The sequence below is a fragment of the Ulvibacterium sp. genome (genome assembly GCF_965228935.1).
Lineage (GTDB): Bacteria > Bacteroidota > Bacteroidia > Flavobacteriales > Flavobacteriaceae > Ulvibacterium.
Window position 1 is genome coordinate 4,600,608 of record NZ_OZ245846.1, and the last position, 13,055, is coordinate 4,613,662.

8 protein-coding genes are annotated in these 13,055 nt (G+C 40.7%); 7 read left to right on the forward strand and 1 reads right to left on the reverse strand.

Going from position 1 to position 13,055, the window contains the following annotated elements; translation table 11 throughout:
• The 3 genes from ACO06Y_RS19380 (at window position 1) to ACO06Y_RS19390 (ending at window position 6,823) form a co-directional block, all read left to right on the forward strand.
• Complete coding sequence (locus tag ACO06Y_RS19380; RefSeq protein ID WP_422080688.1) at window positions 1-1,182, forward strand: THUMP-like domain-containing protein; 1,182 nt, start codon at window positions 1-3, stop codon at window positions 1,180-1,182.
• A 467-nt stretch (window positions 1,183-1,649) separates the two neighbouring features.
• Window positions 1,650-4,985, forward strand: a complete 3,336-nt coding sequence (locus tag ACO06Y_RS19385; protein WP_422080689.1) for a SusC/RagA family TonB-linked outer membrane protein — start codon at window positions 1,650-1,652, stop codon at window positions 4,983-4,985.
• A 74-nt stretch (window positions 4,986-5,059) separates the two neighbouring features.
• Complete coding sequence (locus ACO06Y_RS19390) at window positions 5,060-6,823, forward strand: RagB/SusD family nutrient uptake outer membrane protein (RefSeq protein ID WP_422080690.1); 1,764 nt, start codon at window positions 5,060-5,062, stop codon at window positions 6,821-6,823.
• Window positions 6,824-6,918: 95 nt separating this feature from the next.
• On the opposite strand, the gene ACO06Y_RS19395 is transcribed toward ACO06Y_RS19390, so the two are convergent.
• The gene (locus ACO06Y_RS19395; protein ID WP_422080691.1) at window positions 6,919-7,221 is read right to left on the reverse strand and encodes a helix-turn-helix domain-containing protein; all 303 of its coding nucleotides are present in this window, start codon (window positions 7,219-7,221) and stop codon (window positions 6,919-6,921) included.
• Window positions 7,222-7,782: 561 nt separating this feature from the next.
• On the opposite strand from ACO06Y_RS19395, the gene ACO06Y_RS19400 reads away from it, so the two are divergent.
• From ACO06Y_RS19400 to ACO06Y_RS19415, 4 genes are all read left to right on the forward strand, one after another.
• Window positions 7,783-7,956 carry a hypothetical protein gene (locus ACO06Y_RS19400; RefSeq protein ID WP_422080692.1) on the forward strand — a complete coding sequence of 58 codons (174 nt, stop codon included), beginning with the start codon at window positions 7,783-7,785 and terminating at the stop codon, window positions 7,954-7,956.
• 1,368 nt (window positions 7,957-9,324) lie between these two features.
• Window positions 9,325-9,492, forward strand: coding sequence for a hypothetical protein (locus tag ACO06Y_RS19405; RefSeq protein WP_422080693.1), 168 nt, complete (start codon window positions 9,325-9,327; stop codon window positions 9,490-9,492).
• A 60-nt stretch (window positions 9,493-9,552) separates the two neighbouring features.
• A complete protein-coding gene (locus tag ACO06Y_RS19410; RefSeq protein ID WP_422080695.1) occupies window positions 9,553-10,800 on the forward strand; it encodes a glycosyltransferase in 1,248 nt (415 codons plus the stop codon).
• A gap of 37 nt (window positions 10,801-10,837) precedes the next feature.
• A complete protein-coding gene (locus ACO06Y_RS19415; protein ID WP_422080696.1) occupies window positions 10,838-13,048 on the forward strand; it encodes a peptidase domain-containing ABC transporter in 2,211 nt (736 codons plus the stop codon).
• The last annotated feature ends 7 nt before the right edge of the window (window positions 13,049-13,055 follow it).

A 13,055-nucleotide genomic window follows, 5' to 3' on the forward strand; every position in this document is an offset into this window, starting at 1 on the left:
TTGAATGAAAATCTATTAAAGCCTGAAATACAGGAATTCATATTAAAAAATATTGATGCCGAAGTAGTGCCTTTTTTATTGAAAAAACCTTTTTTTGAAGGAGTTTCGAACAAAGAATTGGTACAACAGATCATTTCCAAAAAAAAGTCAAAAACGAAGCTCCCCACCTGGTATAATACACCAAACATTTATTTTCCGGATAAATTACATATTGAACAGGCTTCTTCTGAAATCACGGCCCAGTACAAAGCCACCGTTGTCAGCGGAAAATCCCTTGTGGATGTTACCGGTGGATTTGGTATAGATACTAATTTCTTTGCCCTTAAAATGGAGGTCATCCATCATTGTGAAACCAATCAGGATTTATCCGAAATAGCTACCAACAATTTTAAGGTTCTTGGGAGAAAAAACATCAAAATTGTATCAGGAGACGGGCTAAAGTTTTTAAGGGAATCCAAATCAAGGTTTAATTGGGTGTATCTGGATCCCTCCCGTAGGAATGATCAAAATGGGAAAGTCTTCTTTTTAAAGGATTGTTTCCCCGATGTTACCGAGCATTTGGATTTACTTTTCCAAAAATCCAATAATGTCCTGATAAAGACCTCTCCCATTTTAGATATATCGGTTGGAATAAGGGAGCTCAGGTTCGTAAAGGAAATACATATTGTGGCCCTAAAAAATGAGGTCAAGGAATTGCTTTGGGTATTACAGGCTAACTTCAATGGGGAAATAGCCGTTAAGACAGTAAACATTGATCGACAAAAAAAGGATACTTTCAACTTTACCTTCCAAGAAGAAAAAAGGGCCGTTCCAAACTTTGCAGCACCTCAAAAGTTTCTGTATGAACCTAATTCGGCCATTTTAAAATCCGGGGCATTTTCACTCTTAACAACCCGGTATTCTATAGGCAAGCTCCATGAACATTCCCACCTCTACACTTCAAAGGAATTGAAAGACTTCCCCGGTAGAAAATTTAAGATTGAAAAAGTAGAACCCTTTTCAAAAAAGGTCTTGAAAAACATCAATCTCAAAAAGGCTAACATCACTATTCGGAATTTTCCCGATAGTGTGGATTCTCTCAGAAAGCGATTCAAGATTTTGGACGGAGGAGAAGAATACCTATTCTTCACTACAGACCTCCATGGCGCAAAAATTATTATTTGCTGCAAAAAGCTTTCCTAATACTCCAAGTCCAAGGTTTGTGTTCTTCTTTTTAAGTTCAAAAATTGCCCGGATACATGTTGGCGAAACTTTGTGAAAATTTAACACTTTTTAAGTTAATAAACCTTAAAAACTTAGGTGAACTCCAACGTTGTAGATTCCCCATTTCTAATAAGGTATTGAGAGAAAATACCTAACAAATTGGATTTTCTTTGTGATTCCTGAAAATTTGGAATACCAAAAAAATAAAGCACCCTAATTGCCATATTACCAAATAAAACAAGGCCTTAATCGCAATAGTCCTTAAAAATTAACATTTGAGAATGCAACGGAATTTGGGAAATTATTGCGAATTGGGTGTTTGTAATTCACATAATTTTGTTATTATTACCCGGAATTTGGGTTTTCCTTAACAGTTTGGTGTGCCGCTAAGCGTTGAAAAACCTACAAAATCAAGATTAATTTAAACTAACAAACAACAAAGGATTATGAATCAAAAACGAGATTACAATTCGTTAAGACCCAAAGGAAAGTTTTCTTTCCTAACCATTGGGTTTTTGTCGATGTTGATTTGTTTGGGAACACAATTCGCCCAGGCAAATGATGAAATTACAACTGAAACGGAAACTATTTTCCAAACCATCGTTTCAGGTACTATTACGGATTCCGGTGGAGTTCCTCTTCCTGGGGCCAATGTTGTTGAAAAAGGAACAACTAACGGAACCCAAACCGATTTTGACGGGAATTATGCCTTAACTGTGGATTCCAACGCTACTTTGGTTGTCAGTTATTTGGGTTTTCTGACCCAGGAAGTGGCCGTCAACGGGCAATCTACGATTAACGTAACCTTGGCTGAAGATGCCGCGGCACTTGATGAGGTAATTGTTACGGGATATCAGACGGAGACCAGACGGGAAACTACCGCGGCCGTTTCCATTGTAAAGGCCGAGGAATTGGCGGCAGTACCATCCGGTAACGTAGAACAGCAGTTGGCCGGTAGGGTTGCCGGGGTTACTGTTATTACCAACGGTCAGCCTGGTACTACCTCCCAAATCCGTGTTCGCGGTTTCGGAGCCTTTGGGGGTAATGAACCACTTTATGTTGTAGATGGGGTTCCCATCAATAATATAGAATTCCTTAATCCGGACGATATTGAAACGACCACGGTACTAAAAGATGCGGCCGCCGCCTCTATCTATGGAGCCCGGGCCGCCAACGGGGTAATCGTTTATACTACTAGGCAGGGGAAAAAAGGAGCAAGGAAGACCAATTTTAATTTAAATGTACAAAGCGGGGTTACCGATCCCAACTCAAACGGCTCCCCAGAAATGTTGAGTCCACAGGACATGGCCCGATATACGCACATTGCCTATGAAAACAATGCTAGGGCCACCAATTCTCCAGTACAGTATACGCACCCGCAGTATGGATCTAACCCTACCCCAACTTTTCCGGACTACCTTTTAGTAGCCGGGTTGCCCGGCGGAGACCAAAGTGGTGTGCGGGGAGAAATTGATTTGGCGGCGATGCGAGCGGCATTTGAGGCCGATCCGCTAAATACCTTTTTGATTCGGCCCAATTTGGCAGGAACCAAATGGTACGATGAAATTACCCGTATCGCACCCATAAGCCGGGTAAGCTTGGGTATTGACGGAGGTACGGATAAGGGACGCTTTTTCTTTGGCTTAGGCCTACAGGACCAATCCGGTATCCTCTTGGAAAACGAATTTAGAAGATATACGGCTCGTTTCAACTCGGAATGGGACATAACCCCCTGGTTGTCCTTTGGGGAGAATTTTCAGATGACTTATCGTTCCGAGACAGGAAACCAAGGTGCAGCTGGTGGTGCCGGTATCGCTGATGAGGAGTCCCAAGTATTGGCGGCCTATCGTATGCCGACCATCCTTCCGGTACGGGATGAATTCGGTAGTTTTGCCAGTACTCGGGCAGGAGGTTTCAACAATCCCCGTAACCCGGTGCGTATTTTGACCCGGAACAATGGAGATGATGTATCCTTTTCGGTACAGGCTTTTGGAAATGTATTCGCGGAATTAAGACCAGTTGATGGCCTATCGATCCGGTCAAGTCTTGGTGGACAATATTTTAATGCCACTGGACAATTTTATGGTTTCCGTTATCTGGGGGATTCCGAGCCCCAGGCCAGTGACTCTTTTAATGAAGGTTGGGCCTACGGTTTCCAATGGATATTTACAAACACCATTAGTTTTGACAAGACCTATGGAAAACATAGTATCAGGGCATTAGGTGGAATAGAGGCCATTAACGGCACAAATACCCCGACCACCTCTTCTAGGGGAAGAAGTATATCCGGTTCCGGTATCAATCCATTTTCCACGGATTTGGATTTTATTACCATGTCTACCGTACAGAGCCCGGTGGTTTCTGGAAACATCTTTACAGGGGTTAATTTCAGTTCCTTATTCGGAACATTGCGTTATAGCTTCGATGAGAAATACACCGTTACCGGGGTTATCCGTCGGGATGGTTCCTCTGTTTTCGGTGCAAATAATCGTTACGGGGTTTTCCCTGCGGTATCGGGTGGATGGACTGTTAGCTCAGAACCTTTTATGCAAAACCAGAATTTAATCAACAATCTTAGGGTCCGTGCAGGTTGGGGAGAAATGGGGAATTCCAATAATGTTTCGCCTACCAATCAGTTTTCCTTGTTTGCTTCCAGCTTTCAAAGAACTTTCTATCCTATAGAAGGCCAGAACAGTGGCGCCAATGAAGGTTTTGCGCCAAGTACCATTGGAAACGCAGATGCGAAATGGGAGACCAGTGCCACCTTGAACATCGGTTTTGACTTGGGTCTATGGGACAATCATGTGGAAGTACAGTTCGACTGGTGGAAAAAGGATACGGAGGACTTACTCTTTCAAATACCCTTGCCCGGGGTAACCGGTTTTGGGGCGGCCGCGCCTTCGGTGAATGTAGGGGCCATGTTGAACCAAGGGGTGGATTTCCAAATCGTAGGTCGAGGAAATATCACCGAAGACCTTTCGTTCCAATTGACCACCAACCATAGTTTCCTTAAAAATGAAGTGGTGGAATTTGCCCCTGGCATCGACTTTTTGGAGGGCCAAACTTTCAGGGGTATATCCCCCACCAGAAACCAAGTGGGTAGACCCCTTTCCTCTTTCTTTGGGTATAATGTAATCGGGTACTTTAATAGTGAGGAAGAAGTCGCCAATTCCCCCGCCCAGGAGGGTAAAGGGTTGGGACGTTTCCGCTATGAGGATGTCAATGGCGATGGTGAGATAACCCCAGACGATAGGGTCTACTTAGGAGATCCCATTCCTAGCTATTCCGGAGGAGCTACATTTGAATTGAATTACAAGCAATTAAAGATGGAAATGTTCTGGAACTGGTTCGTAGGGAATGAAATCTGGAACCAGTCCAAATGGTTCAGGGATTTCTTCGGTACCTTTGAAGGTTCCGCCAAAGGGGTAGCGGCCTTCCGCTCATGGACCCCGGAATTGGGCAACAATGCAGCTGCGCCTATATGGGAAAGCGAAACCAATTTGAGTACCAGCGGTGCCGGGAATTCTTGGTATGTGGAGGACGGTAGCTATGCCAGGTTACAACGTTTGGCTTTGATATACTCTTTTGATGACAAGGTTAAGGATGCCTTGGGCCTAAGCAGGTTTGAGGTTGGTGTGTCGGCCAACAATATCTGGACCATAACCAACTATAGCGGTTTGGATCCAGGAGTTGGTGGAGATGTCGATACTCGCTTTGGTATCGATGTTGGAAATTATCCCGCCACACCATCATATTTACTCACTCTAAATCTTGGTCTATAAGGGATTGTGATATTCTTGTGATATTTAGAAAAAAAATAATTCATATATTTAAGCAAAAATTAACTATGAAAACTATGTATAGACTAAAAAAATTGCCTATTGCCTTTGCTGCGCTCCTCATGTTCGGGGTGTCCTGTAGCGATGAATTTTTGGAAGTGGCGCCGACCGGGTCTTTGGCCGGTCCGCTTTTGGAAAACCAGGCCGGAGTAGAAGGCTTGTTGATTGGTGCGTATTCCGCTTTAAACGGGGTATTCGGCAACCGCTTCGAAGGGCCCAATCACTGGATAACAGGTTCCATTTGTGGAGGAGATGCCAATAAAGGAACGGATTCCGGGGATTATTCCAGTATTAATCCCATACAGCGTTATGAGGCCAGTGCCGTAGATCCCAATAATGATTTTACCCGTTTTTGGCAAGGCCGATACGAAGGTATCGTTCGTTGTAATAATGTGCTCTCCACTTTGGTCGCCTCTGCTGACGCTATCCCTTCAGATGTAGCTGCAAGGCTTGCTGGGGAAGCAAGGTTTCTACGTGGCCACTTCTATTTTGATTTGAAGAAGCATTTCAACAGCATTCCTTATTTTGATGAAACCGTACCTACGGAGGAAGTGCCGTTGATTCCGAATACTCCGGATGTATGGTCGCAAATTGAGGCCGATTTTCAATTTGCCTTTGACAATGTACCAGCGGACAATGGTGCCGGAAGGGTCAATAAATGGGCCGCCGCCGCCTATATGGGCAAGGCCAAATTGTATCAACAACAATTTGCTGAAGCCAAACAATGGTTTGATGATGTCATCGATAACGGAGTTACCTCCAATAATTTAAAATATGCCTTATTGGATGATTATGCACAAATCTATAATGCAGAAAATGATAACCATTCGGAGGCGGTGTTGGATGTAGAATCCGCCAATAACACAGGGAATGTGCAAAATGCCAACGCATTTGACGATTTGAACTATCCCTACAATACAGGCCCTGATGGCCCTGGTAACTGCTGTGGTTTCTTTCAGCCCAGTTTTGAATTGGCCAATTCGTTCCGGACCACACCAGAAGGACTTCCCCTGTTGGATGGTTCATACAATAACCCTGAAAATGAAGTGCAAAATAGTTTCTTCCACGTCATCGTCAATGAGTTGGACGAAGATACTTTTGTTGAGGATGGCCAGCCATTAGACCCAAGAATAGACCACTCCATAGGCCGAAAAGGTATTCCCTATTTGGACTGGATCGAGCATCCGGGATCGGCTTGGATTAGAAGTTTTCCCTACGCAGGGCCCTATTCCCCTAAAAAGTATATTTACTATAAATCGCAAGAAAACTCCTTTACGGATGGGAGCTCTTGGACCCGTGGCTATGCGACTATGAATTACACCATTATTCGCTATGCCGATGTCCTTCTTATGGCTGCTGAAGCTGAGGTAGAATTGGGCAACCTGGAAGCTGCCAGGGCATTGGTAAACCAAGTAAGGGCCAGGGCTGCCAATTCAGAGCACTGGGTAAAGGAAAATGATGATCCTGATACCGACGCTGCAAACTATGTTATTGCGGAGTATCCACCATCGCAATTTGCAACACAAGAGGACGCGCGTACTGCAGTTCGTTTCGAACGTAAATTGGAACTATCCGGAGAGGGTCATCGTTTCTTTGACTTGGTGCGTTGGGGCATAGCGGCCGATGTATTGAACGATTATCTCGCCTATGAGTCCCAGTATTTGGTAACCAAATTTGGTGGAGCTAGCTTTACAGCAGGCAAAAATGAGGTATATCCCATTCCCCAATCTCAAATAGATATTCAAGGAGCTGGTGTATTGACACAAAACCCGGGATACTAATCCAAAGAAATAAGTAGATTTTCAAAAAAGAGCCACTCTCATCGAGTGGCTCTTTTTTTGCTTTAAACTGCGATAAAATGAAAACAGACTATACATTACCCCCGCTTTATCCTATCAATTGTAGTTTTTAAGTGCTCAATTATTTCTTCCTTGGCGGATAATAGTTCTTTGAGCAAGGCCAATTCATCGGAGTTTGATTTGGCCTTTCTTTCCAGAGTCAGGGATTCCGTTAATTCCCGTATCCGTTCCAAATGCTTTCCTGAAGGGCTTACCTTTTTTGATTCCCAATTGGAAACGGTAGCCTGTCTTACACCAACCAACCTTGCAAAATCAGCTTGACTTATCCTTTTCTCCTTTCTGTATTTTAGAATTGAAATATCTATCTCTCCTTGGGGCATAATGAAATAATTTAGGGTGGAAAAGAAAAATATCCCAGGTTAATATAAGAAAAATATAATAATGTAGTAATAAACTTATTAATAATATAAGAAAATAATAATATTAGTCGCTTGATTGCTCCAACGAACAGAAAACATTTCATCTTCCACCACTTTTTTGGTACCAAAACTTTATGCTATTTATAAAGAAGATTATAGGTTTCATAAACAAAATCCAACTATCCAAAAATTGAATCCCATAAATTGTTCTTTGTAATTAAGAAGCTTTGGTGCATCCAAATCCAATTAGGTGGAAAACCAAAAAGCAAAATATTTTGGAGAATCATCCGGTTCATACATTTTATTGTTTTTTCAAATAGTTCTATTTCGGAATAACACAAGAGGGTTTATGCAATCATCGTTTTTTAGTCGGAGCATGTGATAAAAACAAAAGAAAAATATCAAAAATGGTGATGTAGCGAATCCACTGGGCCTTCCTAGGGAACATGAAATCAGCTAATCCAAATACGAATTTTTGAATCAGTTTAAACAAATTATTTAGTAACCTCAAAAATGTAGAAAATGAAAAAAATCATTTCAAAATTCTCGAAAAAGTTGTTGTCCAAGCAGCAATTAAAGACGGTCAAGGGTGGAACGCCCTATTGTTTTTGTGACGGCCCTGGCGGTGCCTATGTTGCTTGTCCACAGGGCTATAGTCCTGGAAGTCAGGTACCACAGGGTGTAGGCGATTGCTAGCCAAATAATTTAAAGGAAAACATAAGTTCGTCGTATCAATTACGCCGTTATTTAAATAGAGCTAATACTAACCGACCTATACCATTGCTACGGATTTGCAAATCTTTTATATGAATTAGTTAGTAACCTTAAAAATTTGAAAAAATGAAAAAAATTGTTTCAAAATTCTCGGATAATTTGTTGTCCAAGGAACGGCTAAAGACTGTGAAGGGTGGTGGCACACCATACTGTTTCTGCGGTAGCAGCCCGGTTAATTGTCCTCCTGGGTGGTGCTGTGGCGGACCTTTACCTCCCGAATATTGTTAGTGCCATCATATTTTTGGTGCAAGGTTTTAGCAGCCTGCATCATTTATCAGTAGTTATGACTTGAGTTTAGCCCTGTGGAATACAGGGCTAAATCTTAAGAATTAAAACGAGAATATGTGTTGTGCAACCCTTTCCAGTATTTCCTATCCTCTTTTCCAAATTGCTCACACGTTCGCTCTTTGAAAAGAAAAATAGTTTTACCTACACCACCAAACCCATTGAAAATGTTCAGATAAAGGTTTTGGGCTTAAAAGTCAAGAACCTACAAAATGTATGATAAAAAGCATAAAACATTTTTTCGGGTTTCCGTCCAAGAAGGTTTCAAAAGCACTTTAATTTATTTAAAAAAGCTATTCAAATCAGTTACTTATACTAGAAGTTAATTTTCAATACACAAATTCTTAAATCGCAGTTGTCCCATAATATGTAAAAAACTATGGTCTTTTACGTTAAAAAGAGAAGTTGAACAAATACTTATCATACTGCTAAATCTATCGACCTAGACCTTCCATTTCCTTGCAGTTCATCATACTAAAGCTCCCAGCTTTTTTGATAAAATCGACTTAAAAGAATGAACACATTGTAATACAATATCAGAGAGGCCTTTTCTATCTGTTCTGCCAGGCGTCCTTTTGGTTAATCGGAATATTTAAATACTAGAGATAGGAATTACAAGTAATATAACTGTCGACATCAGGCATAAAGAAATTCTATAAATACTTTTAATGGATACCATTAGGACTACTTAAATAATAATTAACAAAGCTTTAGGCATTTTTTTGAATTATTATTCATTATTTTATGTAAGTAAATCCTTTATTAATAATAAGTATTTACAATACGTTCTGTGCGCTTTATAGCTTCCTATTTATGCTTCTTCCATGTAAAATTACCAGAGCAAATTTGGAAGTTTTTAAACGATAGCCGTGGCAAGGATAGGGCGCTGGTCTATGTTGCGCTGTCCAAAATGCTTTTGACATTGAAAATGCCACTGGTAAGATACCCCAAGAGGATTTGCAGATCATTTTGTATAAATTATTTAGTAATCTTAAAATTTGAAAAATGAAAAAAATCATTTCAAAATTCTCGGACAAATTGTTGTCCAAGCAGCAATTGAAGACGGTCAAGGGCGGAACACCCTATTGTTTTTATAACGGTTCGCCCGTTGATTGCCCACCAGGGTGTAGTCCAGGATCACAACTTAGTCATCCGGATAGGCCTTGCTGGTAATCCAAAAGGTCTTAAATCAATTTGGTCCCTTTGAAAAGGGGCCAAATTTTAAAAACTAAAATGGTAGTATTTGTACTTCAACCCTTTTTAAGCCATTTGTACCCTGTCTATGGGTTGGCCCATGTACTTGAAGACCAAGGTGAAAAAGTGGTATTTACCACAACTCCCCAACTCGTCCCAACTTTGCAAAATGAGGGTTTCCAATTCCAGGAATTTGAGTACTTGTCCGAATACATAATTAAGAATTACAGGTCATTTTTAGGCCTGTTCTTAAAAAGTCTGCTTTCAAAAGAATATTTTTCAGACCGAAAAAATGAATTTGAAAATGCATTTCGGCTCACCCAAAAACTTATCGAGAAATACAAGCCTACCCATATATACGTAGACCAGAGTCTAGCCGAATACTTTTTTTTCTTCAGGCCTTTTGTCCCAAATATAACCATAGTACATACCAAGGTATACTCAGGTAAGACCAAAGGTATTCCTCCGATGACTTCCAGCTTTATTCCTAGAACCGGGATATTGTCTAGAATGAAGATAAACTATTTATGGTTTAAGGAGTTGTTTAAACAACGATTTCGGGAAACGATTCTAAAAATCGCTTTTCTTGGAAAGGATGAAACCTTTTTATGGAAGGAACACTGTAAAAAGTATGGAATGGACTGGAGAAAACAAATTGATTTAAAACATTCCCTAAACAGAGGTATCAAAAATGTGGACAACCTTGTACTTCTGCCCAGGGAATTAGAATTTCCTCAATTTAAAAAACCTAAGCACGTGCTTTTTTTTGAAGAATTATCCCCGAAAAATGAAAGTGCCTATTACACTTCAACCTATTTAGACCTAAAAAACAAATATCTCCTCGGAACTAATTTCCAGGTAATTTATATGGCTTTTGGTACCCTGGCACAAGGCCCAAAAGTTATCAACTTTTTCGATACGGTCATTTCACTAGTGGAAGAACTTCCAGAAACCATACTTATTGTTTCAAAGGGCAACCATACCATGGAGCTAAAAAACGCCGATAATGTATTCATTTTTGATTATCTCCCACAGCAGGATGTGTTGTCGCATACAGATTTGTTCATTACCCATGGTGGATTGGGCTCGGTCAAGGAGGCCTTCCACAACAATGTACCCATGCTTGTTGTTCCGATGAATAGGTTTATAGATCAGAATGGTAATGCGGCCCGGGTAAAGGCCAATGGACTTGGGGATTTTCTGAATATCGATACATATTCGAAAGCGGAAGTAAAACAAAAAATAAAAACATTGTTACCGGACCACAAATTACAGGTTGCCATTTAAAAGCAAAGTATAAAGTACAAAATTTCTAAAGTGGTCTATGCTAAAGAAGTTTCCACATTACAAACAACCCGACAGTAAGGACTGCGGTCCGACCTGCCTCAAGATTATTGCAAAGCACTACGGCAAGGCAGTTTCCCTGCCCCACATTAGGGAAATAAGTGAAACTACAAGAACTGGGAGTAGCCTCTTGGACCTAAGTGATGCCGCTGAGCACTTGGGCTTCAAAAGCCTAGGTGTAAAACTTTCCTATAAAGACCTATTAAAGGCACCCCTACCTTGTATCCTGCATTGGAACAAGGTTCATTTTATAGTACTGTATGACGCGAAAAAGAGCAAAAAAAATGGAGATATACTTAAAACATCTGATCCAGGTTACGGGTTATTGAATCACTCCAAGGAAGAATTGATAAAATCGTGGATTGGCAATAATGCCGATGAGAACACGGAAGAAGGTGTAGCGTTACTACTGGAACCTACTTCCAAATTCTATGAAAGTGAATTAAGTGGTGAGCAGGCCAAGCCTTTGGGACTCTCCTTCTTAACAAGTTACTTAATTAAATACAAAAGGTTTATCTGGCAGTTGGTCATTGGACTCCTGGCCGGTAGTTTGTTACAGGTTATCTTCCCATTCCTGACCCAAAGCGTTGTAGATGTGGGAATCAAGAACCAGGACATTAATTTTGTCTACCTCATTCTATTTGCGCAATTGGCCTTGTTCCTAGGTAGGACGGGTGTAGAGGTCATCAGAAGCTGGATATTGTTGCATCTCAGTACTCGCATAAACATTTCCTTGGTTTCCGATTTTTTTATCAAGCTGATGAAACTCCCCATATCATTTTTCGACACCCGGATGACCGGTGATATACTTCAGCGTATAAACGACCATAGCAGAATTGAGCGCATACTTACCACCTCATCATTGAACGTACTGTTTTCCATGATAAACGTGGTGGTATTTGGCTTGGTACTGGCCTACTATAGTCTCTTGATTTTCGGTATATTCCTGATAGGTAGTATCCTGTACTTCGGTTGGATTATTGTTTTCTTGAAAAAACGAAGGGATTTGGACTATAAGCGGTTTTCACAGATTAGTCAAGAACAGAGTAGGGTGATTGAACTAATCAATGGGATGCAGACCATAAAACTACACAATGCAGAGAAAAAGAAGCGCTGGGGATGGGAATTCCTCCAGGCCCGCTTATTCAAAATTTCCATTGAAAGCTTGGCCCTGGAACAATACCAAAGCGTGGGTTCGGGCTTTATCAATGAGCTAAAGAACATTCTAATTACAGTGCTTTCCGCCAAATTAGTCATTGACGGGGAAATCACTCTCGGGATGATGTTGGCTATATCCTATATTGTAGGTCAGTTGAATTCCCCAATTACCCAATTAATCAATTTTATAAAGGAAATCCAGGATGCCAAAATATCATTGGAACGCCTTGGTGAAATACATAACAAGAAAGACGAAGGAAGTGACATCCTGGACAAAATCAATGATATCCCAGATAATCTGGATTTTTATATCAAGAACCTGTCCTTCAGGTATCGAGGTTCGGACAAATTTGTTCTTCAAAAGTTAAATTTGCATATTCCGGCGAACAAAATTACCGCAATCGTAGGGGCCAGCGGTAGCGGAAAAACCACCTTAATGAAATTGCTCTTGCGGTTTTATGATCCATCCAAGGGAAAAATAAAATTTGGCACCTATGATACCAAGAATATATCCCAAAAAGTCTGGAGGGACAAATGTGGTGTCGTTATGCAAGAGGATTATATCTTTAATGATACCATAGCCAACAACATTGCCATAGGAGTAGATCATATTGATAAAAAACGCTTGAAATATGCCGTTGATGTAGCCAATATTGAAGAATATATAGAAGAATTACCATTGTCCTATAATACCAAAATAGGGATGGAAGGTGTAGGGCTAAGTACCGGACAAAAACAAAGATTACTTATAGCTAGGGCAGTGTATAAAGATCCGGACTACCTCTTTTTTGATGAGGCGACCTCGTCACTTGATGCCAACAATGAGAAGGTAATTATGGAAAAATTGGAACGGTTCTTCAGGAACAAAACCGTTATAGTAATCGCCCATAGGTTAAGTACGGTAAAAAATGCCCATCAAATTGTGGTATTGGACAATGCTAAAATTGTAGAGGTCGGAAACCACCAAGATTTGATAAAACAACAAGGTGCGTATTTTAATTTGGTAAAAAATCAATTGGAATTAGGTAATTAAATGGGAG

Bases quoted from the DNA above. Each gene is read 5' to 3' on its own strand.
- ACO06Y_RS19385 (WP_422080689.1), top strand. From the start codon at position 1,650: ATGAATCAAAAACGAGATTACAATTCGTTAAGACCCAAAGGAAAGTTT.
- ACO06Y_RS19390 (WP_422080690.1), top strand. From the start codon at position 5,060: ATGTATAGACTAAAAAAATTGCCTATTGCCTTTGCTGCGCTCCTCATG.
- ACO06Y_RS19395 (WP_422080691.1), bottom strand. From the start codon at position 7,221: ATGCCCCAAGGAGAGATAGATATTTCAATTCTAAAATACAGAAAGGAG.
- ACO06Y_RS19400 (WP_422080692.1), top strand. From the start codon at position 7,783: ATGAAAAAAATCATTTCAAAATTCTCGAAAAAGTTGTTGTCCAAGCAG.
- ACO06Y_RS19405 (WP_422080693.1), top strand. From the start codon at position 9,325: ATGAAAAAAATCATTTCAAAATTCTCGGACAAATTGTTGTCCAAGCAG.
- ACO06Y_RS19410 (WP_422080695.1), top strand. From the start codon at position 9,553: ATGGTAGTATTTGTACTTCAACCCTTTTTAAGCCATTTGTACCCTGTC.
- ACO06Y_RS19415 (WP_422080696.1), top strand. From the start codon at position 10,838: ATGCTAAAGAAGTTTCCACATTACAAACAACCCGACAGTAAGGACTGC.